Here is a 23,093-nt window from a genome sequence, read left to right as displayed (position 1 = left end):
CGGCATCCGGTGCTAACAGGCATCCGGAGGTCGCCCCCGACAAAGCACCCTCGCCCTGCCGCTTGTCTACTGGCCCGAGAACAACGACGCCGCGCCCCGAGCGCGGCGCATCCGCCCAGGCTGCCAAGACCACCGGAGAGCACCCCATGTCCATCGTCCACGAGGTCCCACCCGCCACCTTGCGGCGGGTGATTGCCGCCTCGGCCATCGGCAACTTCGTCGAATGGTTCGACTTCGCCGTCTACGGTTTCCTCGCCACCCTGATCGCCAGCCAGTTCTTCGCCAGCGAGGACGCAAGCGTCGCCCTGCTCAAGACCTTCGCCGTGTTTGCCGTGGCCTTCGCCTTGCGTCCGCTGGGCGGCATCGTGTTCGGCGCGCTGGGCGACCGCCTCGGGCGCAAGCGCATCCTGTCGCTGACCATCCTGCTGATGGCCGGCTCCACCACACTGATCGGCCTGCTGCCGACCTATGCCAGCATCGGCGTGCTGGCCCCGGCGCTGCTCACCCTCGCCCGTTGCCTGCAGGGGTTTTCCGCAGGGGGTGAATATGCCGGCGCTTGCGCTTACCTGATGGAGCACGCGCCACGGGGCCGGCGCGCGTTCTACGGTAGCTTCGTGCCGGTCTCGACCTTCTCTGCCTTCGCCTGCGCGGCGGTCATCGCCTATGGCCTGGATGCGTGCCTCAGCCCCGAAGCGATGAACGCCTGGGGCTGGCGTATTCCGTTCCTGGTCGCCGCGCCCCTGGGCCTGGTCGGCCTTTACCTGCGCTGGCGCATGGAGGAAACCCCGGCGTTTCGCCAGGCAATCGCCGAAGGCAAGGCACACAGCCATACGCCGCTGGGCGACACCCTGCGCCACCATGGCCGCACCATCGGCAACCTCGGCGCGTTCATTTCGCTGACGGCGCTGTCGTTCTACATGTTCACCACCTACTTCGCCACTTACCTGCAGACGGTCGGCCACCTGAGCCGGGCCCAGGCGCTACTGGTCTCGACCGTGGCGCTGCTGTTCGCCGCGGCCGGCTGCCCGCTGGCGGGCGCCTTTTCCGATCGTGTCGGGCGACGCCGGACCATCGGCTTCACTTGCCTGTGGGTGATGATCGCAGTGTTCCCGGCCTACTGGCTGGCCAGTTCGGGGTCGCTGGCGGGAGCATTGCTGGGAGTGATCCTGCTCGCCATCGGCGCGCTGATGAGTGGCGTGGTCACCGCCGCGCTGCTGTCGGAGTGCTTCCCCACCCGCAGCCGCTACACCGCCTCGGCGATCACCTACAACGTCGCCTATACCCTGTTCGGCGGCACCGCGCCACTGGTGGCGACCTGGTTGATCGAACAGAGCGGCAGCCGCCTGGCGCCGGCGTTCTACCTGGTGGTGATTGCCTTGCTGGCATTGATCGGCGGGCTGGCGTTGCCGGAGACAGCGCAGGTTTCGCTGCACGAGGAAAACCCGGGCACCAACCCGTTGCAGGCATCCCAGGGGCTTTAGGCTCTGTACGAAATGTATCTGCACTCGCCCATACTGCGTTGAAACGGGGCTCGGAATGCTCATGTACTCCAGTACACTCCGCTTCCTCCCCCCGTTTCGCCTTGTCTGGCCTTCGCGCAGACACTTTTCGTACAGACCCTAAGACCGGGATAACAAACATCGCGAGGCATGTCGCATCGAAGCGCCGATGCAACATGCCCGCGATCGGCGTTATGCCAGGTCGAACCTGTCCAGCTCCATCACTTTCACCCAAGCCGCCACGAAGTCCTTGACGAACTTGTCCTTGGCATCGCTGCTGCCATACACCTCGCTCAAGGCACGCAGCTGCGCATGGGAGCCGAATACCAGGTCGACCCGGCTGGCGGTCCATTTCACCTGGCCGGTCTTGCGGTCACGGCCCTCGAACGCTTCGTTGTCCGCCGCAGTCGGCTTCCACTCCACGCCCATGTCCAGCAGGTTGCGGAAGAAGTCATTGCTGAGCACGCCGACCTTGTCGGTGAACACACCCTGCTTGCTGCCGCCATGGTTGGCGCCCAGCACCCGCAGGCCACCGATCAGCACGGTCAGTTCCGGCGCGGTGAGCGTCAGCAACTGGGCCTTGTCCAGCAGCAACTTCTCGGCCTTGACGCTGTAGCGCGCCTTGCTGAAGTTGCGCAAACCGTCGGCCAGGGGCTCGAGCACGGCGAACGACTCGACATCGGTCTGTTCCTGCGAGGCATCGACACGCCCCGGGTGGAACGGCACGCTGATACTGTGCCCGGCATCCTTGGCGGCTTTTTCCACTGCCGCGCTGCCGGCCAGCACGATCAGGTCGGCCATGGAGATCTTGTTCCCGCCCTCGTTGCGGATTTTCTCCAGCGCCGTCAGTACCTTGTCCAGCCCTTGGTTCGCCGTCCAACCGTTCTGCGGCGCCAGGCGCAGGCGGCCGCCGTTGGCGCCGCCGCGCTTGTCGGAACCGCGGAAGGTCGAGGCCGAGGCCCAGGCGGCGGACACCAGTTCACCGACACTCAGCCCCGAAGCCAGCACCTTGGCCTTGAGCGCGGCGATATCGGCGTCGCTGGGTTGAGGCCCGGCCTTGGGCAGCGGGTCCTGCCACAGCAGCTCCTCGTTGGGCATTTCCGGCCCGAGGTAGCGCGCCAGCGGGCCCATGTCGCGGTGAATCAGCTTGTACCAGGCACGGGCGAAGGCATCGGCGAGCTGGTCGGGGTTGTCCTTGAAGCGCCGGGCAATGGGCTCGTAGATCGGGTCGAAGCGCAGCGCCAGGTCAGAGGTGAGCATCGACGGCGCATGCTTCTTGCCGGGATCATGGGCATCAGGCACGCTCCCCGCGCCCTTGCCGTCCTTAGGCCGCCACTGGTGGGCACCGGCCGGGCTCTTGGTCAGCTCCCACTCGAAGTTGAACAGGTTGCTCAGGTACTCGTTGCTCCACTTCGTCGGGGTCGAGGTCCAGGTCACTTCCAGGCCGCTGGTGATGGTGTCGCCACCCTTGCCGGTACCGAACTTGTTGCTCCAGCCCAGGCCCTGCTGCTCGAGGCCCGCCGCTTCCGGCTCGGCGCCGACGTTGTCGGCGGGACCGGCACCGTGGGTCTTGCCGAAGGCATGGCCGCCGGCGATCAGCGCCACGGTCTCTTCATCGTTCATGGCCATGCGGCCAAAGGTTTCGCGGATATCCTTGCCCGATTTCACCGGATCGGGCTCGCCTTCCGGACCTTCCGGGTTGACGTAGATCAGGCCCATCTGTACAGCGGCCAGTGGGTTTTCCAGGTTGCGCTCGGCGGACAGGTCGCGGTTCTGTTCCTCGCCATGCTTGGCGGGCTCGGCCACCAGGTCACCCTGGCCGGGCGGCTGGGCCTTGAGCTGTTCCTTGCCGTAGCGGGTATCACCACCCAGCCAGACTTTCTCCGAGCCCCAGTACACGTCTTCGTCGGGCTCCCACACGTCGGCGCGGCCACCGGAGAAGCCGAAGGTCTTGAAGCCCATGGACTCCAGGGCGACGTTGCCGGTAAGCACGATCAGGTCGGCCCAGGAGATCTTGTTGCCGTACTTCTGCTTGATCGGCCACAGCAGGCGCCGGGCCTTGTCCAGGCTGACGTTGTCCGGCCAGCTGTTGAGCGGGGCGAAGCGCTGCTGGCCGGAGCCGGCGCCGCCACGGCCATCGCCGATGCGATAGGTGCCGGCGCTGTGCCAGGCCATGCGGATGAACAGCGGGCCATAGTGGCCGAAGTCAGCCGGCCACCAGTCCTGGGAATCGGTCATCAAGGCTGTCAGGTCTTTTTTCAATGCCTGGAAGTCGAGGCTCTTGAACGCCTTGGCGTAGTCGAAGTCCGGGTCCATGGGGTCGGACTTGCGCGAATGCTGGTGGAGGATCTTCAGGTTGAGCTGGTCAGGCCACCAGTCACGGTTGCTGGTGCCGCCACCGGCGGTCTGGTGGAACGGGCATTTCGATTCGTTCGCCATCTGCTTCTACCTTTTGGGTCGGTTCAATTCAGATTTCCGGGCGTTCTTGTAATTGCGCTGCCAGGTGTTGGATCAGGCGTTCGCCACGCGTGCCTGCCCCTCATCGGTTATGGCCGGGCACACCTGTGCGCCGGCTTTTCACGGAACCAGCACAAAGACTAGCCGAGCCTGGGCAGAGGTCTAATAGAGGCGATATTGGGGGGTGATAGCCTGGCTCTGTCAGCCTGTGGCGCCAGCAGATCAGGATCGTCACATTGATCTGTTCAACTGGGCTCGCCCCAATGCAAAAGCATATTCGGCCGTCCTTCGCGATAGCGGCCGACCCCGCGCCAGGGACGACGCAGTCACGGGCCTGATGGCACTTGCATAGCCAAGTGCGTGGACAACTCGGACGAAATGCGCCTCGCGCCCTTTCGTACCGCGGCAAGTGAAGGCACAATGCGTGTCCTTTTTTTGGCCGGCCTGGCCGGGGGCCTTTAAATGATCAAGACGCCGTACTACCTCATCGACAAAACCAAGCTGCTGAGCAACATGGAGAAGATCGCCTACGTGCGCGAACACTCCGGTGCCAAGGCACTGCTTGCCCTCAAGTGCTTCGCCACCTGGTCGGTATTCGACCTGATGCAGCAGTACATGGACGGCACCACCTCGTCTTCGCTGTTCGAGCTCAAGCTCGGCCGCCAGAAGTTCGCCGGCGAAACCCACGCCTACAGCGTGGCCTGGGCCGACGACGAAGTCGAAGAGATGCTCGACAACTGCGACAAGATCATCTTCAACTCCATCGGCCAGCTCGAGCGTTTCGCCGAGCAGTCCGAAGGCAAGGTGCGCGGCCTGCGCGTCAACCCGCAGGTGAGCAGTTCCGACTACCTGCTGGCCGACCCGGCACGCCCGTTCAGCCGCCTCGGCGAGTGGGATCCAGAGAAGATCGAGAAGGTGATCGAGAAGATCTCCGGCTTCATGTTCCACAACAACTGCGAAAACGGTGACTTCGGCCTGTTCGACAAGATGCTCACGCACATCGAGGAGCGCTTCGGCCACCTGCTGCACAAGGTCGAGTGGGTCAGCCTCGGCGGCGGCATCCACTTCACCGGCGAGGACTACGCGGTGGACGCTTTCTGCGCGCGCCTGAAGCAGTTCGCGCAAACCTACGGCGTGCAGGTCTACCTGGAGCCGGGCGAAGCGGCCATCACCAACAGCGCCTCGCTGGAAGTGACCGTGCTCGACACCCTGTACAACGGCAAGCACCTGGCCGTGGTCGACAGCTCGATCGAAGCGCACCTGCTCGACCTGCTGATCTACCGCCTCAACGCCAAGATGGCCCCCAACGACGGCGCGCACACCTACATGGTCTGCGGCAAGTCGTGCCTGGCCGGCGACATCTTCGGCGAGTACCAATTCGACAAGCCACTGGCCATCGGTGATCGGTTGTCGTTCGTCGACACGGCGGGCTACACCATGGTCAAGAAAAACTGGTTCAACGGTCTGAAAATGCCATCCATCGCGGTCAAGCAACTCGACGGCAGCGTCGAAGTGGTGCGCGAGTTCGGTTTCGAAGACTACGTTTCGAGCCTGTCGTAAGACAGGCTTTCATGAAGGAGAGCAGCTGAATTGAAGAAGAACGTTCTTATCATTGGTGCAGGAGGTGTCGCCAAGGTGGTGGCCCACAAGTGCGCACAGCATAACGACGAACTGGGTCGTATTGCGATTGCGTCACGGAACATCTCCAAATGCCAGGCCATCATCGACAGCGTCAAGGCCAAGGGTAGCCTCAAGGTTCCCGCCGACATCCAGGCCTTCTCGCTCAACGCCCTCGATGTCGAGGCGACCAAGGCACTGATCCGCGAGACCGAATCGCAGATCGTGATCAACGTTGGCTCCGCCTTCCTCAACATGTCGGTGCTGCGCGCCTGCATCGATACCGGTGTCGCTTATCTTGACACCGCCATCCACGAAGAGCCGGGCAAGATCTGCGAGACCCCGCCGTGGTACGGCAACTACGAGTGGAAACACCTCGAAGAGTGCCAACAAAAGAACATTACCGCCATTCTCGGCGTCGGCTTCGACCCGGGTGTGGTGAACAGCTACGCGAAACTCGCGCAGCAGCAGTACTTCGATCAGATCGACTCGATCGATATCCTGGACGTGAATGCCGGCTCCCACGGCAAGTACTTCGCCACCAACTTCGACCCGGAAATCAACTTCCGCGAGTTCACCGGGCAAGTGTGGAGCTGGCAGAACAGCCAGTGGACCAGCAACACCATGTTCGAGGTCAAGCGCACCGACGATCTGCCGGTAGTGGGTTCGCAGAACCTGTACCTGACCGGCCACGACGAAGTGCACTCGATCTCGAAGAACCTGAACGTGCCGAACGTGCGTTTCTGGATGAGCTTCGGCGAGCACTACATCAATGTGTTCACCGTGCTGAAGAACCTCGGCCTGCTCAGCGAGCAACCGGTGAAGACCGCAGAAGGCCTGGAAGTGGTGCCGTTGAAAGTGGTCAAGGCCGTGCTGCCGGATCCGGCCTCGCTGGCTCCGGGCTACACCGGCAAGACCTGCATCGGTGACTTGGTCAAGGGCACCAAGGACGGCCAGCCGCGCGAGGTGTTCATCTACAACGTGGCCGACCACGAAGAAGCCTACGCCGAGACCGACAGCCAAGGTATTTCCTACACCGCAGGCGTGCCTCCGGTAGCCGCCGCGCTGCTGGTTGCCCGTGGCCAGTGGGATGCCGGGCGCATGGTCAACGTCGAGGAGCTGCCGGCCGAGCCGTTCCTCAAGGCGCTGGACGTGATGGGCCTGCCGACCCGCGTCAAGGATGAAAAAGGCGATCGTCCGTGGGACGCTGAAGCCTAAGCTGCACGACGAAGGGGCGCCGGATGGCGCCCCTTCTGTTTGTCGGAGCTGTCTGTGGGAGCGGGCTTGCCCCGCGATAGCGCCAGCACCGGCAGAGCGCTACTTCCTGGCCTCCAGTATCAAGTTGAACGGCGTCTGCGTCGCCCGCCGGAAACGCCTGAACCCCGCCTCCTCGAACACCGCCCGCAGCCGCGCCTCCCCAGCCTGCGCCCCCAACCCCAACCCCACTTCCTGCGACAGCGAGTTCGGTGTGCAGATGAACGTCGAAGCCGCGTAGAACAAGCGCCCCACCGGGTTGATGTTGGCATCCAGCGTATCCTCGGCGAACGGCTCCACCAGCATCACCGTGCCGTCCCCCTTGAGTGCCTGATAGGCATGTCGTGCCGCGCCCACCGGGTCACCCATATCGTGTAAACAATCGAAGAAACACACCAGGTCCAGATCGTGGCCGGGATAGTCCTTGGCTGACGCCTGCTGGAAGCTGACCCGCCCGGCCACGCCCGCGTCACGCGCACGCTCGCTGGCGGTGAGCACCGAAGGCGCATGGTAGTCGTAGCCGATGAAGCGCGAGGCGGGAAACGCCTCGGCCATGACGATGGTAGAGGCCCCATGACCGCAGCCGACATCCGCCACCTGGGCGCCGGCCCGCAGTTTTTCCACCACGCCGTCCAGTGCCGGCAGCCAATCGGCCACCAGGAACGTCCGGTAGCCGGGCCGGAAGAAGCGCTCGGTGCCACTGAACATGCAGGGATGGTGATCACCCCAGGCCACGGCGCCATCGCCGCGCATGGCCGCCACCAGCTTGTCCTTGTCATGGAACAGTGCCGCCAGCACCGAGGCGCCGCCGGCCATGTAGGCGGGCGAGTCCTCCAGCGCCAACGTCATGGCCTGCTCCTCGGGCAGGGTGAACTGTCCATCGTGATGCACCAGGTAACCCGCCGCAGCCTGGCCATTGAGCCACTCGCGTACCAGCCGGGGCTGGCAGCCGGTGCGCTCGGCCAAGGCCTCGGGCGTGACTGGCTGGCTGTCGGCCATGGCCCGATACAGCCCCAACTCATCCCCCAGGATGACATTGGCCAGCGTCGCCGCCGCGCCCATGTCGCCCACCAGCTTGCCCATGAATTCGTGAAGCCGTGCCTCGTCCATGACCTGCCCTCCTCTGCCAGAAGGCCACCGTCGGCGACGTCCGGTCCGGGAGGCGGTGGTCGGATGGATGATCGGGTCGCGTCTGCAACAGACCCAGGCTTTAAGTCTAGACCCGCCTGCGCTATCTTCGCCGCGCCGCAGGCTTGGCCATCAGCCCGCATTCGCGCACTAAAGGAATTGTCAGCATGTTTTCCAGCCGTACCCTCGTCCTCACCCTGGGCGTCGCTTTCATCATTCTCGACCAATGGGTGAAACTGATCGCCCTGGTCGCCCTGAACAATCACAGCTATGTCTATGGCAACCCGAGCGTCTGGCTGGACCTGGCCCTGAGCCTCAACCCCGGAGCGTTCCTCAGCCTCGGCGCCGGACTGGCTCCGTGGCTCAAGCAAATGGTATTCGTGGTCGCCGTCGGCGTGGTGTGCGCCTGGGCCATGGTCTGGGCTTGGCGCCACTGGCCATCGGCACCGGTCAAGGCCAGCGCGGCCTGGTTCATCGCCGTGGGCGGGCTGTCCAACCTGATCGACCGGTTGTTCCGCGACGGCCACGTGGTCGATTACCTGGTCCTCAACATCGGCACCCTGCACACCGGCGTATTCAACCTGGCCGACATCGCCATCATGGCCGGTGCCACGGTGCTGGTGGTGGACGGCATTACCCGGCCGAGCAAACGCTGATCCCGCCTCGCCAATGGGCCGTACTGCGGGCCGCCCCAAGCGAGGCAAAGTCTGCGCACCTGAATGACCGAGGCCCTGCCAGCATCCGCAAGGCCTCAATCAGCTGCACTCGCTCAGTTCTTGCGATTACCGACACTCTCCAGCTGCTCAAGCAACGCCTTGACCAACGCCTTGTCGGAAAACGGATTCTGCCCGGTGATCAACTCACGATCGACCACTACATGGGGCTGCCAGGCCTGGGCATAACTCATGTCGCCTCCTGCGCCGGCCATTGCCTTGGCGGGATAGAACTGCAGACGCTGCTCCTTGAGTGAGCTCTCGAACACCTGCTCCTCAGGGTCAGAAAAAATGGTCATGCGATAGCCCTGGTACGTCCAGTCGCTGGCCGCCGGGGTTTCACCCCGGGCGAGCGCGGCGCGGTAGGCAACCGGATCCTGTTGCGCCGACAGCAACGTGATCGGGCCGTGGCAAATGGCAGCCGTGGGCTTGCCGGCCTGGTGGAAATGACGCAACAGGGCCCCGACGTCGGGGTTGTTGGCCAGGTCGATCAGCGGTGCGTGGCCCCCCGGGATGAAGATCCCGGCATAGCGGCCCATATCACCCGCCAGCACCTCCTTCACCGACAGCGTGTCGTCGATATCCGGCAGGCTATCGACCACCTGGCGGATACGCTGCATCTCGCTGGCATCGCCGCCGAAGTACATCGGGTCGATCGAGCGCTCATCGACACTCGGCGCATTGCCCTTGGGAGTCACCAGCACCAGCTTGTAGCCGGCCTTGAGCAACTGGTCGGCAGGCACGCCGAATTCGTTGAGGTAGTAACCGGTGGGGTATGGTTTGCCGTCCTTGAGCTGCAGCTGGTTCTCGCTGGACAACAGCACCAGTACCTCACCCTTCGCAGCGGCGGTGGCCTGACCGGCCAACAGGGCGCCAGCCAATGCCAGCGCGAGGGGAGCAATCATGTTCATGGTGTTTTCCTGATCAGTTGAATGGCGCGATATCCAGCGCACGGGCAAGCTGCACCTGGGTCGGTGCGGCCAGCCAGCCGGCGCTGGCCGCGCGATAGGCCTGGTAATGGGCACTGTTGCGATGGGCCTCGACGGCGGCGGCATCGACATACAGCTCGAACAGCTCGAACGCCATTACCTCGCCCTCGCGGACGAACAGGTCATAGCGCAGGTTGCCGGGCTCGGCGCGGGTCTGCTCCACCATCAGGCGCAAGGCCTGTTCTGTGACCTCACGGTGTTCAGGATGCGGCTGGATAGTGGCGAAAATGGCGATGGTCACGGGCGTCTCCCTCAACAAGTTGGGCCCATCCTAACCATCGCGTTATGATTCGATAATTCGAAAGCACTTATTCCTGTGATTCATTTTATGAATATCAGCAACAAGGACCTCAACCTGCTGCACCTGTTCCAGGTGCTCTATGAAGAGCGCAATGCCTCCCATGCGGCGCAACGGCTGGCCCTCAGCCAGCCCGCCCTGAGCCACAAGCTCAACAAGCTGCGCCAGCAGTTCGGCGATCCCTTGTTCGTGCGTGCGCCGCGTGGCCTCACGCCAACACCCAGGGCCCATGAACTGGCGCCCCGGATACAGCAGCTGGTTGCACAGCTACAGGACTTCTACAGGGATTGCGACGGCGATGATTTCCTCTCCCGCCCGACCCAGGTGCACCTTTACAGCACCGACTACCTGGAGCAGACCCTGCTGTCCAGGCTGCTGCCGATCCTGCGCACCCAGGCACCGAACCTGACCCTGATCACCCACAACACCCAGGGCAACCTGCCACGCGAGGCGCTGGAAAAAGGCACCTGCGACCTGGCCATCGCCGGTTTCTACAACGGCTTGCCGGACACCTTCCATCAACAGCGCCTGCTCAGTGAGGACTTCGTGGTACTGGCCGCCGCCGACAACCCGCGTCTGACCGAGGGCATGAGCCTGGAGGCGTTCCTGGCCTGCGAGCACCTGCTGACCACACTCACCGGCGACCTCGATGGCCGGGTCGATCACGCCCTGCGGGCTGTTGGTAGGCAACGTCGGGTGGTGGCCGGCCTGTCCAGCTTCATTGCCCCTACGCGCCTGGTGCGCGGCACCGACCTGCTGCTGACCTGCCTGCGCTCGCTGGCCATCGAGGCGGTCGAGCGCGACCCCAGCCTGCGCCTGCACACCCTGCCCCTGGTGCTGCCCCGGGTCGAAGTGATGCAGATCTGGCACGCGCGCACCCACGCCGACCCCTTGCGTCGCTGGTTCCGGCAACAGGTGTGGGAGGTGGCGCAGCAGGTCACTGCACCAGCTGGTTGATCTTTATCGGGCCTTGTCTGCAACCGGCCCGAACTTGAGTCTGGATCCACCGGCACTGCCCCTGCCGCTGCACATGTCCACTGAAACTCTCGGGCGGCCCGACGGGTCACAGCCAGTGCATGCAACAAGGATCACACCTTCAAGGAGACTGGACATGCCCTACCCCATGACATTCACATCCCCCTTCCGCCTGCTGGCCCTGGCCGGTGCCCTGCTGGCCTGCGCCACGTTGGCCAACGCCGACGACGTGCTGCTGGTCGGCAATAAGGCCGACGCCAGCGTGTCGGCCCTGGACACTGGCAGTGGCCAGGAAATGATCCGCCTGCCGGTAGGCACCGGCCCCCACGAGGTGGTGGTCAGTGGCAATGGCCTGCTCGCCGTGGTCGGCAACTACGGCGCGCAAGGCACGGCGAACAACAGCCTGAGCGTCATCGACTGGCCGACCCGGACGGTCGTGCGCACCATCGACCTGGGCGAAGACGCCCGCCCCCATGGCATTCGCTTCCTGCCCGACAGCCAGCGTGTGGTGGTCACCACCGAAGCCAGCGAACGTCTGCTGGTGGTCGACCTGGCCCAAGGTAAAGTGCTCGACCGGATCGACGTCGGTGGCGGCAAACCGCACATGGTCGCGCTGTCACCCGGTGCCGACCGCGCCTACGTCAGCCATGTCGAGAGCGGCACGCTGTCGGTGGTCGACCTGCTGCACAAGAAGAAAATTGCCGAGATCCCCACGGGCGCCGGCAGCGAAGGCGTGGCGGTAACCCCCAGCGGCACCCAGGTATGGGTCAGCAACCGCGACGGCAACGAAGTGGTCATCGTCGATAGCAAGCGCCTGGAAGTCACCGACCGTATCCGCACCGGCCTGTTCCCGATCCGCGTCGCGATGACCCCGGATGGCAAGTATGCACTCGTCACCTGCGCCAAGTCGGCGGAACTGGCGGTGATCGATGTGGTGGCCAAGAAAGAGATCAAGCGCATCGGCCTGGCGCGCGAAGGCGCCGAATACCGCCGCACGATGCTCGGCGAGGAGGCGCTGCCAATTGGCGCGGTGGTCTCGCCGGATGGCAAGCGGGTCTATGTGGCGATCAGCGGCGGCGATGAGGTCGCGGTGATCAGCACAGCCAACTGGACCGAGAAGGCTCGCTGGAAAGCCGGCCCCGAGCCGGACGCCCTGGCGATCGTGGTGCAGCCGAAGGAAGAGAGCTGAGCACCGCAAAGGCGCCTCGCGAGAGGCGCCTTTGCTCCCACTGGCCTTGGCTGGATGGAAGAAACCGGCCAAGATCCGCCCCCTCTTGCGGTCACAGCTCAACCTTCCTTCTTGATACTGGTTCCGCCAACAAGGTGTGGGAAGTGACGCAGCAAGTCACTGCACCAGCTGGTTGATCTCGATGATCGGCATCAGCACGGCCATGACGATCAGCAGCACCACCGCACCCATGATCACGATCATCAGCGGCTCGAGCAGCGCGGTCATGCCCATGGCGCGGCGCTCGATGTCTTTGGCCAGGCTGTCGGCGGCGCGGTCGAGCATCGGCGGCAGGTTGCCGGTCTTCTCGCCGCTGGCGATCAGGTGGATGAGCAGCGGCGGAAAGACCTTCTCCACCGCCAGCGCCGAGGCCAGCCCGGCGCCCTCGCGCACCCGCGCGGTGGCCTCGCTGACGCACTGGTCGAGACGGTCGTTGCCCAGGGTCTGGCGCGCCGCCTCCAGCGCCCGCAGCAGTGGCACCCCGGCGCTACCGAGGATCGCCAGCGTGGAGGCAAAGCGCGCCGTGTTCAGGCCCAGCACCAAGCGGCCGAACAACGGCAGCCGCAGGATCCGCCCATGCCAGGCCAGGCGCGCCGCCGGAGCGCGCAGGTAGATCCGCCAGGCCCAGAACGCCCCGGCCATCACGGCAAAGCACAGCACACCCCATGCGCGCACGAAGTCACTGGCCGCCAGCATGGCCAGGGTCAGCCCGGGCAGGTCCTGGCGTGCCTGGGTGAAGGCGCTGACCACCTGTGGCACCACGTAGCTGAGCAGGAAGATGACGATGCCCACCGACACCAGGCCGACCACGCCGGGGTAGATGAACGCGGTGAGGATCTTGCCGCGCAAGGTGTTGCGCTCCTCGATATAGTCAGCCAGGCGCTCCATCACCTGGGCCAGGTCGCCGGACTCCTCGCCTGCCGCCACCAGCGCCCGGTAGATCTCGGGAAAGTCCCGCGGCCGCCCGGCCAGGGCGTCGGCCAGGCGCATGCCACTGCGCACATCACCGCGCACCGCCGCCAGCAACTGCGCCACATGCTTGCGCTCGGCCTGCTCCAGGGTCGCACCCAGCGCCGCCTCCAGCGGCAGGCCGGCGGCCAGCAGGCTGGCCAGCTGGCGCGTGGCCCAGGCCAGGTCGCCATCGCTCAGCCTGGCGCTGAACAGGCCTGCGCCCTGCCCGGCAGCGGCCTGCGCCTCGACCTCCAGTGCGGTCAGCCCCAGGGCGCGCAGTTGCGCCATCGCGGCGCCCGGGCTCTCGGCTTCGAGCAGCCCTTTGACGATATGCCCCTGGGCGTCGGCGGCTTCATAGCGATAACGGTTCATCAGGCATCCCGTGTCACGCGCAGGATCTCTTCCAGGCAGGTACTGCCGCTGTCGACCCAGCGCTGGCCGTCTTCACGCATGCTGCGCATGCCGTTGCTCCGCGCAGCGACGCGCAGGGCCTGTTCATCGGCGCCCTGATGCACCAGGGCGCGCACGGTGTCGTCCACGCAGAACAGCTCATGGATGCCGGTGCGCCCGCTGTAGCCACAGTGGTTGCAATGCGCGCAGCCCACCGCCCGGTACTGCCCGGGCGTGGCCGGATCAGGCTCGCGGCAGTGCGGGCACAGGCGCCGCACCAGGCGCTGGGCCAACACGCCGAGCAGCGCCGAGGCCAGCAGGAACGGCTCGACGCCCATGTCGACCAGGCGGTTGACCGCCGACACCGCGTCGTTGGTGTGCAGCGTGGCCAGCACCAGGTGCCCGGTCAGCGAGGCCTGCACGGCGATCTGCGCGGTCTCCAGGTCGCGGATCTCGCCGATCATGATCACGTCCGGGTCCTGGCGCAGGATCGCGCGCAGGGCCACGGCGAAGCTCATGTCGATGCGCGCGTTGACCTGGATCTGGCTGATCCCCGGCAAGTCGTATTCCACCGGGTCCTCGACAGTGAGGATGTTGCTGACACTGGCATCCAGCCGCGCCAACGCCGCGTACAGGCTGGTGGTCTTGCCCGAGCCTGTAGGGCCGGTGACCAGCACGATGCCATGGGGCTGGCGGATCAACTGGTCCAGGCGTGCCAGCACCGCGGCGTCCATGCCCAGCGCCTCCAGGCGCAGGCGCCCGGCCTGTTTGTCCAGCAGGCGCATCACCACGCGCTCGCCATGGCCGGTGGGCACGGTGGACACGCGAATATCGATGGGCCGCCCGGCCACGCGCAGGGCGATGCGCCCGTCCTGGGGCAGGCGCTTCTCGGCGATGTCCAGCTGCGCCATGATCTTGATCCGCGACACCAGCGCGCCGTGCAGCGCCTTGCGCGGCGAGACCACGTCGCGCAGGGTGCCGTCGACCCGGTAGCGCACCAGGCAGTGGCTCTCGAACGGCTCGATATGGATATCGCTGGCTTGGTCGCGGGCCGCCTGGGTGAGCAAGGCGTTGATCATGCGGATCACCGGCGCGTCGTCCTGGGCCTCGAGCAAGTCGGTGACTTCCGGGATGTCCTGCAGCAGGCGGTCGAGGTCCACCTCGTTCTCCGCCGCGCCCACTACCGCCGCCGCGCTGCCAGTGTCGGCGTAGGCACTGACCAGCAGCGCATCCATCTGCGCGTCGTCGAGCGCCTCGACCCGCGCCGGACCATGGCGCCTGCGCACTTCGGCCACTGCCCAGGTCGGGCTCGACGGGCAGCGCGACAGCACCGCCCCGGCCTCGCCGTCGATTTGCAGGACCAGGCGCTGTGCTTTGGCCCAGGCATACGGCAGGCGGCTCAACGGGCCACCTCGTCCACCGGCACCGCGCGGATCGCGGCCCGCGGTGCACGCAACGCCGCCGGCTGGGCGCGGCCCTGGTCGGGCACCCCCTGCTCCACCGGCGGCAGCAGCGGCATGTCCATGTCCGGCAGCGCCCAGGAGTGCTCGGGCTTGAGATTGCCCTGGGTGCGGCGGATAAAGTCGTAGCGATTCAGCGTAATGCTGCGCCCGGCCGCGGCATCGCGCACGATGTACGGGCGCAGGAACACCATCAGGTTGGTCTTGGTGCTGGCCCGGCGCTCGCTGCGAAACAGCGCGCCGACCCCCGGCAGCCCGGACAGCCACGGGATGCCTTCGTTGCTCTGGGTGTAGCCGTCCTGCAGCAACCCGCCCAGGACCATGATCTGGCCATCGTCGAGCAGGATGCTGGTATCGATGGCGCGCTTGTTGGTCACCGTGCCGGCGGCGCTGGAGGCGCGCTGGTCGACGCTGCTGACTTCCTGGTAGACGTCGAGCTTGACCGTGCCACCCTCGGAGATCTGCGGCCGCACGTTCAGGCGCAGGCCCACTTCCTCGCGCTGGATGGTCTGGAACGGGTTGTTGCTGTTGCCGCCGCCATCGGTGACGTACTGGCCGCTGACGAAGGGGATGGTCTGGCCGACGAAGATGCTCGCTGCCTCGTTGTCCAGGGTCAGCAGGTTGGGTGTCGACAGCACATTGCTGCCACCCTTGCTGGTCAGCGCACGGGCCAGCACCTTGAGGTCGAGCACCTCGCCGATACCGGGGATCTTCACCGTGCCATCGACCACGCCCACCGACAGCCCCTTGGGCAGCACATCGATGCTGCTCGGCCCCTTGACCAACCCGCTGCCACCCAGATTGGCACCGCCGAACACGCCATTCTTGCCAAGGTTGCCGGCCTGCCACTGGATGCCGAACTCATTGGCGTCGTCCTCGCCGACCTCGACGATCAGGCTTTCCACCACCACCTGGGCGCGGCGCTGGTCAAGCTGGTCGATGACCTCGCGCAGGCTGCGGTACAGCGGCTCGGGGGCGGAAATCAGCAGGGTGTTGGTGGTCTTGTCGGCCTGGATGGTCGCGCCGCCGGCGGAGAACGCGGTGCCTTGGTCGTTCTGCTGCGCGCTGGCGCCGTAGCCGTTCGGCGCGCTGCCGGTGGCGTTGTTGTTCTGCGTGGCGGAATTGTTGCCGGTGCTGGTGCTGGTGCTGTTGCTGTTGCCGTTGCCGTTGCCGTTGCCACCACCGCCGGTGAGCATGCCGCCACCGCTGAGCAGCGCGCGCGTGCCGTCGGCAGTGGCGCTGTCGCTCTCGCCGGTCAGCAGCCCGCGCAGGCTCTGCGCCAGCTTGTCGGCCTGGGCGTTGCGCAGGTACACCACGTGCAGGTTGCCGGCGCTGTTCTGGGCGTTGTCGAGCTTGTAGACCAGGTCACGGGCCAGCTGAGTACGCTCGGGGCTGCCGGAACGGATCACCACGCTGTTCGAACGCGGGTCACCCAGCACGCTGATCTTCTGGGTCGGGTCGCTGCCCTGGCTGTCGAGCAGCTCGTTGACCATGCTGGCGATATCGCTGGCGATGCCGTTGTTGATCGCCACCACATCGGTGTCGATGGCCGTGGGAATGTCGACCCGGTCGAGGATCTGCGCGACCCGCTCGAGGTTCTCGGCGTAATCGGTGACGACCAGGGTGTTGTTGCCCGGGTAGGCGTTGATCGGGTTGTCCGGCGAGACGATCGGGCGCAGCACCGGGATCAGGTTGACGGCGTTCTCGTACTGCAGCCGGAAGGTCCGGGTGACCATGCCGTTGCCGGCGTCGCGGTCGCCACTCACCAGCGCGCCGCCAAGCAGCTTGGCGTCGGCCTGGGGCACCACCTGGGCCACGCCGCCGACATCGACCACGCTGAAGCCCTGCATGCGCAGGGCCGAGAGCAACATGGAATAAGCCTTGGCGGCCGGCACTTCGCCTTCGGAAACCAGGGTCAGCTGGCCCTTGACCCGTGGATCTACCAGGAACTGGCGGCCCGTAGCGCGGGACAGGCCGCGCACCACAGCCTGGATATCGGCATCGACGAAGTTCAGCTGTACCGGCTGGTCGCCAAGTGGATTGGCCGGAGCGGGTGCCGCCACCGCGCGGCTGTGGCGCTGCCCGACCCGCGGCGGCGACTGGCGCTGCTGCGGGCGGCTCTGCGGTTCGCGATGATCCAGCGTGCCCGGCGTGGCACCGGCTTCGGCCAGCGGGCGGCCCAGCTCGCTGCTGGCCAGGGGGCGTTGCACGCTCGGCGCGCTGGCGCAGGCGCTGAGTGCCAGGGCCAGGAGCAAGGGCGCGAACGGCAGTCGCGGTGAACGGAGGCACGTCATGAAGGGTCCTTAGCGCCATGCGCCTGAGTCATGCGAAGGGTTCCGGAAAAGGTCACCGGGCTGCCGGGCTCGCCGGGGTCCCGGCGCAGCGCCAGCTGGCCAACGCCGAGCCCCAGGCGCGGCGGCACAGACTGTAGCCAGGCCATGGCCGCTTCTGCGGGGGCCTGCTGCCAGCCCAGGCGCCAGGTGTCGCCCTCGCCGTCGAGCTGTGACTGCGCCAGCAGGCCAGCCTGCTCCAGGCTCTGGCGCAATGCCTGGGCGGTATCCGCGGGCCGTTGTGCCAGGCGCTCGCCGAGCAAGGCATCGAGCGCCTGCGCCTGGCTGCGCAGCTTGGGTGTTTCGGCCTGCCAGTGCTCGATCCGGGCCAGGGCTGGCAGCACCAGTACCTGCCAGCAGAACAGCGCGCCGAGCAAGCCGCCTGCCAGCGCGACCGCACGACGCTCCCTCGCGGCCAGGGCTTGCCAGCGTTGTCGGCCCTGCCCGCGCAGCATGCCGAGGCGGGCCTTAATCGACATGGGCCAGCTCCTCACCGGCTGGGTTGGCCGCCCGCAGGGTCCAGCCGTGCCCACTGGCCTGGCCTTCGATGCCGCGTGCGGCGAGGTCGGCCTGCCAGGCGCTGTCCGCCGGGGCCTTGCCACCATCTTCCAGAGGCGTGAGGCGCAGCACGCCATCCTGATAGTCCAGCGCCTGGACATTGCCTGCCAAAAACGGCATGACCTGGCCGGCGCCGTCGAGCAAGGCCGCCAGCCCCGAGCCGGCGCCGCCCTGCCCGGCCTGCAGTTGCTGACGTGCCTGTTGCAGGGGGTTGAGCACTACCGGCAACTGCGGGAAGGCCATGCGTACCTGGGCGACCATGTGTGCACGCAACTGCTCGCCCTCATCGGCCAGGTGCGCGGCATAGAGGTTCAAGCCCAGGCACCAGATCACTGCCGCCGCGCCCCAGATCGCCAAAGTGCGTCCCCAAGCTGGCGATTTCACCGGCCCGGCAAGCCCGCCGGCCAAATCGACCGACGACGCTGTATCGTCCTGCCGGGCGAACAGCCCGGCCACGCGGATGCCATCGGCCTGCAGCCACGCTTGCAGGCGCGCCATCTGCGCAAGGCCCAGCCAGGCCACGGCGACCTGCCCGTCAGCCTGGCGCGGCCCGTGCGCCACGTGGACCTGCCCGGCATCGCCGAGCACCAGCCCCTGGACCGCGCAGCCCACCGCCGCGCTCAGCCGCTTGCCCGTCAGCGGTGGCAAGGCCAGGGCCAGGGCCAGGCTGTCGTGCGCATGCAGGTGCAGACGCCAGGACGCGCCCTTGGCCTGGCGCTGCAACTGCGCGCGGGTGGCCTGGCCGCCACGCTCGGCCTGGCGGTAATCCAGCAGCGAGGCATCCTCCAGTTCCGCCAACGGCGGCAGCTGCACATCAACCAGCGTACTCATGCGCCCACCCGGCTCCAGATGACATCCGGCAACTGCCCCTCACGCTGGCGCAGCAGCGCCTGCAGCGGTAGTTCGCGGCTGCCCAGGCGCGCCTGGCCGCGCAGGCGGAACCAGTCGCTGTTGATCCCCACCCGCACATTGGCCATGGCCAATTGCGGCATGCGCAAACGGTTGACGAAATCGCCCCGGTTGATGAACCAGCGCCCACTGTCGCGCTCGGCCACCAGCGCCATGGCCTGCTGCAGCGACAGCCCCGGCACCTGCGCGGCAAGCACCTCGGCACTGGCAGTGTTGCCATTGATCCAGGTCAGCGCCGGCAGCACCGTGACGAATCGGCGCAGGCGCTGCAGGGCCTCGGCATCCATGCCCTTGAGCCCGGCCAGGGCATCGACGCTGCGCAGCATCGGGCGCCTGGCCGGCAATGGCTCGGCGGCAACGGCCGGCGAGGTCGCACGGCCGCCTTGCAGACCTTGACCGGCACTGCCTGGGGATACCGGCGGACGCTGTGGGTAGCTGTCGATCACCTGCCCGGCGATGGCCGTGGCCAGCCGTTCACCGATGCCGATCAGCGCGCACAGACGCTGGAAGGTCGCCAGTGCCTCGCTGTCCACCTGGCCATCGACCACCAGATTGCGCAGGTTGAACTTGCCCTGCTCATCCTCCAGCTGCCCATCGAAGCGCACGCTGCCGGACGGCACATCGCGCATCGGTCGCGTCCAGGGTTGGCCGCCACGTACCAGCGGATCGCGCAGGCGTTGTTCGAACAACACCCGGCGGCTAAGCTGCAGGCCGCCCTCCAGGGCCCATTGCCCCTGCAGCGCCATCTGCCGGTTCTCTACCTGCCGGGTCAGCAGCCCCTGGCGTTCGAGCATGCCCGCGGCGATCACCGCCACCACCGCGGCAATCAACAGCGCACTGATCACGGCCATGCCTTCCTGGCGCGCCATGGCCGGTCACAACTGCCAGGAGCCGAGGTCGGCGTTTACCCCATCGCCCCCGGCCTGGCCGTCGGCGCCCAGGGAAAACACATCGATCTCGCCGTTGGCGCCCGGGTTCAGGTACTGGTAAGGGCGGCCCCAGGGGTCGTTGGGCAGGCGCTCGAGGTAGGCACGCCATTGGCCATCCTTGGCCTGTGCCGGCTTCTCCACCAACACCTTCAGGCCCTGGTTCTGGTTCGGGTAGGCACCGTTGTCCAGGCGGTACAACTTCAGCGCCTGCATCAACCCACCGATGTCCTGGCGCGCCGCCGTGGCGCGGGCCTGGTCGGGGCGGTCGAGCACCTTGGGCACCACCATCGCCGCGAGGATCCCGAGGATCACCACCACCACCATGATCTCGATCAGGGTGAAACCCTGCTGGCGCAAGCGGCGGGTGGGAAGGTTGCGGCGGGCGATCTGCATCTCGGCATTCCTTGCGTGAGTTCGAATCGGGGGCCGATTGTGGCAAGGCGGTATGTCACGGATATTGAAAAAGCTCGGGAGTCGGCGTCGTCAAAGCGTCATCGGGCCGCTCTACAGTGCCGCTTTGCCTTGTGCGAAAGGTGCCCTGTGCGTGCCACCGAGGATGGTTTCACCCTGATCGAAGTGCTGGTGGCGTTGACCATCGTGGCGGTGGCCATGGCTGCCGCCGTACGCGCCAGCGGCTTGGTCACCCAGGGTAACGGGCTGTTGCGCGACAAGGCGCTGGCCTTGCTCGCCGCCCAGGGGCGTCTGACCGAGCTGCGCCTGGAAGGCAACGCCAGGCCGGGTGTCCGGCAGTTCGAATGCGACCAGGGCCGTCTGCGCTTGCGCTGCGAGCAGCGCGTGGCGCGCTCGCCGCAAGGGCTGCTGGAGGTGTCGCTGCAGGTGTTCGACCGCCAGCACGAAGGGCAGGCGCTGGCGCGGTTGCAGACCCTGCTCGGGGGCGCCGAGCCTGCGCCCGCCACCCCCGCCACCCCCGCCACATAGAAAGCGGGCGTGCCCGCTTCCCCGTACCGGTACCGCCCTCAGAACGCGTAGCGCGTGGTCAGCATGAAGTTGCGTGGGTCACCGTAGTAACCGCCGTTGTAGAAGCCCAGGTTGTTGAAGTACTTCTTGTCGGTGAGGTTGTTGCCGTTGAGGGTTACCGACAACTGCTCGGTCACCTGGTACCGCGCCAGCGCATCGAGGGTCAGGTAGTTCGACTGGGTGTAGCGGATGGTCTCGCCCGCCGCCACCGGGCTGTCCAGGTCCTTCCAGATCTTGCTCTGCCAGTTGGCCGAACCGCCCACGGTGAGCTTGTTCCACACCCCCGGCAGGCGGTAGGTGGTGGACAGGCGCAGCAGGTTCTCCGGCTCGATGGTGGAGATCTTGTCACCCTCGCCATCGCGGGTGATGCGGTGGGTGAAGCCGCCCTGCACATGCCAGTCCGGGGTCAGCTCGCCCGCCACTTCCAGCTCGAAGCCACGCGTCTTGGCGCCCTGGATCGCCCGGTAGATGCCACGGTTGGTGGCCGGGTCGGTGCGGTCAAGTTCAGCGAGGTTGTCCTGGCGAACCTCGAACAGCGCCAGGCTGGCATTGAGGCGCCCATCGTAGAACTCGCCCTTCAGCCCCAGCTCATAGGCGTCGCCCTCCTCCGGCTCGATCATCTTGCCGTTGGCGTCCTGCTCGCTCTCGTGCGGCTTGAAGATGCTGGTGTAGCTGCCATACACCGACCAGCTATCGTCCAGGTCATAGACCACGCCGGCATAGGGTACGACCACGCCGTTCTCTTCCAGGTCCTGGGTCTTGCTGCGCTGGCCACTGGTGGTGTCCAGGCGGGTGCTGTCGAGCTGCCAGTTGGACAGGCGACCACCGACGATCACCGACAGTTTGTCGGTGGGCTTGAAGCGGCCGGTGAGGTAGGCCGCGTCTTCCTGCACGCGGGTATCGACCTTCGACAGCGGACGCCCCCAGTCGGGTTCGCTGAACTCGCCGCGCCACTGATAGATGTTGGCGCCGCCGAACAGGAACGGCCAGTTGCTTTCATGGGCGCGCACGTCGCGGTGGGAGATACCCGCGACCAATTCGTGCTCACGCCCCAGCAACTGGAACGGGCCGCTGGCGTACAGGTCGTAGGCGTTCTGCTCGGTCTGGTAGCGGTAGCGGCCCAGCCACACACCCATACCGTCCCCTGTGGCGGCGTCGGGGTAGCCGCTGGCGGCCGAACCCAGGCGCATCGGCGCATCGGTTTCGCTGCGGGTGGCCGAGGCCTTGAGCGTCCAGTCGTTGGCCAGGCGCTGTTCGAGGGTGACGAACAGGTTGTCGGCGGTGTTGTCCCAGGCACTCCACTTGGCACCGGGGTTGAACGAGCGCGACATGCCGAAGCGGTTGCCCTGGCTGTCCAGCAAAGGTGTCGACGGCCCCCAGGACGAACCTTCCGGGCGGTTGCTCTGGCGGCTCAGGCCGACGCTGAGCACGGTGTCATCGCTGAGGTCGGCCTCGACGATGCCGTACATCACCTGCTTCTTCTCGGACAGGTTGTCCATGAACGACTGGCCGTCCTCGTAGGCCGTGACCAGGCGCCCGCGCACGTTGCCGTCCGAGGTCAGCGCGCCGCCGATGTCGAACTCGCCACGGTAGGTGTCCCAGCTGCCGGCACCGAGCGATACGTAGCCTGACAGCTCGCGGGTCGGCCGCTTGCGCACCAGGTTGACCGTCGCCGACGGGCTGCCGAAGCCACTGAGCAGGCCTGTGGCGCCACGCAGCACCTCGACCCGGTCGTAGATCACCAGGTCGGTCTGGTCGATGCCATTGCCGAAGCGGAAGGCCGCCGGGATGCCATCAACCTGGAAGTTGTCGATGTCGAAGCCACGGGCCTTGAAACTGGCGCGGTTGCTGTCGAGCTTGGTGACGGTGACGCCAGGCGTCTTGCCCAGCACATCGCTGATGCTGGTGAGGTTCTGGTCATCCATCTGCTGGCGGGTGATGACCGTGACCGACTGCGGCGTTTCCCGTGGCGACAAGGCCATGCGCGTGGCGGTGCGGCTGGCGCCGGTGGTGTAGGACCCGCTGCCTTCGGTGGTCTCGCCCAGCGCGGTGTCGGTGATGGCGGTGACGCCCAGCTCCAGGGTGCCCTTGCCGCTGGTAGTTTCGGCCCAGGCCGGGCCGGCCGGCGCGGCAAGGCTTGCCGCGAGGATGGCCAGTGCCAGCGGATGGCGCTGGCGGACGGTGTTGGCGTTCCCTGCCCTTTGAACCGTGTTCAGAGAGTGCTGTCGTTGCACGCTTGTCGACCCCTAGTTGTTGTGTCTGCTTGATGCAGGTGGGGCTAATCACTGGCGATTGTTGTGGTTGTGCGCCCGTTCTGCGACGGCTGCGGCGCATCCTAGGGTTTTTACGAATTTTTTACAATTGCGAATATTTCGCAACAATTGGATCCAGGCAAAGAAATGTAACAGCCTGCCATTCGGCAACCCCGGC

General features: G+C 66.2%; 19 protein-coding genes. 7 read left to right on the top strand and 12 right to left on the bottom strand.

From position 1 onward, the window contains the following. Positions 1-146 precede the first annotated feature (146 nt). On the top strand, positions 147-1,481 hold the full coding sequence (locus tag ABZO33_RS07155; RefSeq protein ID WP_414535433.1) for an MFS transporter: 1,335 nt from the start codon (positions 147-149) through the stop codon (positions 1,479-1,481). A 210-nt stretch (positions 1,482-1,691) separates the two neighbouring features. Here ABZO33_RS07155 and katG read toward each other — a convergent pair whose 3' ends face one another. Continuing rightward, the gene (katG, locus tag ABZO33_RS07150; RefSeq protein ID WP_414535432.1) at positions 1,692-3,938 is read right to left on the bottom strand and encodes a catalase/peroxidase HPI; all 2,247 of its coding nucleotides are present in this window, start codon (positions 3,936-3,938) and stop codon (positions 1,692-1,694) included. 480 nt (positions 3,939-4,418) lie between these two features. On the opposite strand from katG, the gene ABZO33_RS07145 reads away from it, so the two are divergent. Continuing rightward, complete coding sequence (locus ABZO33_RS07145) at positions 4,419-5,516, top strand: carboxynorspermidine decarboxylase (protein WP_414535431.1); 1,098 nt, start codon at positions 4,419-4,421, stop codon at positions 5,514-5,516. 30 nt (positions 5,517-5,546) lie between these two features. Further along, positions 5,547-6,791 carry a saccharopine dehydrogenase family protein gene (locus ABZO33_RS07140; protein WP_038705903.1) on the top strand — a complete coding sequence of 415 codons (1,245 nt, stop codon included), beginning with the start codon at positions 5,547-5,549 and terminating at the stop codon, positions 6,789-6,791. A gap of 99 nt (positions 6,792-6,890) precedes the next feature. Here ABZO33_RS07140 and ABZO33_RS07135 read toward each other — a convergent pair whose 3' ends face one another. Then, entirely contained in the window at positions 6,891-7,937 is a 1,047-nt protein-coding gene (locus ABZO33_RS07135; RefSeq protein WP_414535430.1) for a class I SAM-dependent methyltransferase, read from the bottom strand. A 185-nt stretch (positions 7,938-8,122) separates the two neighbouring features. On the opposite strand from ABZO33_RS07135, the gene ABZO33_RS07130 reads away from it, so the two are divergent. After that, positions 8,123-8,611 (top strand): signal peptidase II, encoded by a 489-nt coding sequence (locus tag ABZO33_RS07130; RefSeq protein WP_414535429.1) that lies wholly within the window; start codon positions 8,123-8,125, stop codon positions 8,609-8,611. 113 nt (positions 8,612-8,724) lie between these two features. Here the strand turns inward: ABZO33_RS07130 and ABZO33_RS07125 are convergent, their stop codons facing one another. Together ABZO33_RS07125 and ABZO33_RS07120 are read right to left on the bottom strand one after the other, a co-directional pair. Then, the gene (locus ABZO33_RS07125) at positions 8,725-9,579 is read right to left on the bottom strand and encodes a type 1 glutamine amidotransferase domain-containing protein (RefSeq protein WP_414535428.1); all 855 of its coding nucleotides are present in this window, start codon (positions 9,577-9,579) and stop codon (positions 8,725-8,727) included. Between the two features lie 13 nt (positions 9,580-9,592). Next, positions 9,593-9,898, bottom strand: coding sequence for a putative quinol monooxygenase (locus ABZO33_RS07120; RefSeq protein ID WP_414535427.1), 306 nt, complete (start codon positions 9,896-9,898; stop codon positions 9,593-9,595). Positions 9,899-9,985: 87 nt separating this feature from the next. Here ABZO33_RS07120 and ABZO33_RS07115 point away from each other — a divergent pair, with 87 nt between their 5' ends. Then, positions 9,986-10,912 (top strand): LysR family transcriptional regulator, encoded by a 927-nt coding sequence (locus ABZO33_RS07115; protein WP_414535426.1) that lies wholly within the window; start codon positions 9,986-9,988, stop codon positions 10,910-10,912. A 166-nt stretch (positions 10,913-11,078) separates the two neighbouring features. Further along, the gene (locus ABZO33_RS07110) at positions 11,079-12,119 is read left to right on the top strand and encodes a cytochrome D1 domain-containing protein (RefSeq protein ID WP_414535425.1); all 1,041 of its coding nucleotides are present in this window, start codon (positions 11,079-11,081) and stop codon (positions 12,117-12,119) included. 156 nt (positions 12,120-12,275) lie between these two features. Here the strand turns inward: ABZO33_RS07110 and gspF are convergent, their stop codons facing one another. The 7 genes from gspF to gspG are packed head-to-tail and all read right to left on the bottom strand — an operon-like array spanning position 12,276 to position 20,078. Continuing rightward, on the bottom strand, positions 12,276-13,481 hold the full coding sequence (gspF, locus tag ABZO33_RS07105; protein ID WP_414535424.1) for a type II secretion system inner membrane protein GspF: 1,206 nt from the start codon (positions 13,479-13,481) through the stop codon (positions 12,276-12,278). Beyond that, positions 13,481-14,902: a type II secretion system ATPase GspE gene (gene gspE / locus ABZO33_RS07100; RefSeq protein ID WP_414535423.1), complete on the bottom strand. Its 1,422-nt coding sequence runs from the start codon at positions 14,900-14,902 to the stop codon at positions 13,481-13,483. The genes gspF and gspE overlap by 1 nt, the downstream gene beginning before the upstream one ends. After that, positions 14,899-17,253, bottom strand: a complete 2,355-nt coding sequence (gene gspD / locus ABZO33_RS07095; RefSeq protein WP_414535422.1) for a type II secretion system secretin GspD — start codon at positions 17,251-17,253, stop codon at positions 14,899-14,901. Before gspD ends, gspE begins: the two co-directional genes overlap by 4 nt. Continuing rightward, the gene (gspM, locus tag ABZO33_RS07090) at positions 17,250-17,768 is read right to left on the bottom strand and encodes a type II secretion system protein GspM (protein WP_414535421.1); all 519 of its coding nucleotides are present in this window, start codon (positions 17,766-17,768) and stop codon (positions 17,250-17,252) included. Before gspM ends, gspD begins: the two co-directional genes overlap by 4 nt. After that, positions 17,758-18,678 (bottom strand): type II secretion system protein GspL, encoded by a 921-nt coding sequence (gspL, locus tag ABZO33_RS07085; protein ID WP_414535420.1) that lies wholly within the window; start codon positions 18,676-18,678, stop codon positions 17,758-17,760. The genes gspM and gspL overlap by 11 nt, the downstream gene beginning before the upstream one ends. Next, a complete protein-coding gene (gspK, locus tag ABZO33_RS07080; RefSeq protein WP_414535419.1) occupies positions 18,675-19,607 on the bottom strand; it encodes a type II secretion system minor pseudopilin GspK in 933 nt (310 codons plus the stop codon). Before gspK ends, gspL begins: the two co-directional genes overlap by 4 nt. A 24-nt stretch (positions 19,608-19,631) precedes the next feature. Next, a complete protein-coding gene (gspG, locus tag ABZO33_RS07075; protein ID WP_414535418.1) occupies positions 19,632-20,078 on the bottom strand; it encodes a type II secretion system major pseudopilin GspG in 447 nt (148 codons plus the stop codon). A gap of 147 nt (positions 20,079-20,225) precedes the next feature. Here gspG and gspI point away from each other — a divergent pair, with 147 nt between their 5' ends. Further along, on the top strand, positions 20,226-20,624 hold the full coding sequence (gene gspI, locus ABZO33_RS07070; protein WP_414535417.1) for a type II secretion system minor pseudopilin GspI: 399 nt from the start codon (positions 20,226-20,228) through the stop codon (positions 20,622-20,624). A gap of 38 nt (positions 20,625-20,662) precedes the next feature. On the opposite strand, the gene ABZO33_RS07065 is transcribed toward gspI, so the two are convergent. Next, positions 20,663-22,897 (bottom strand): TonB-dependent siderophore receptor, encoded by a 2,235-nt coding sequence (locus ABZO33_RS07065; RefSeq protein WP_414535416.1) that lies wholly within the window; start codon positions 22,895-22,897, stop codon positions 20,663-20,665. Positions 22,898-23,093 lie beyond the last annotated feature (196 nt).

Origin of the sequence: Pseudomonas sp. CAM1A (assembly GCF_047501685.1) — a bacterium.
Lineage (GTDB): Bacteria > Pseudomonadota > Gammaproteobacteria > Pseudomonadales > Pseudomonadaceae > Aquipseudomonas.
Note: the sequence above shows the minus strand (reverse complement) of the source record. Positions and strands in the feature narration are given on the sequence as shown.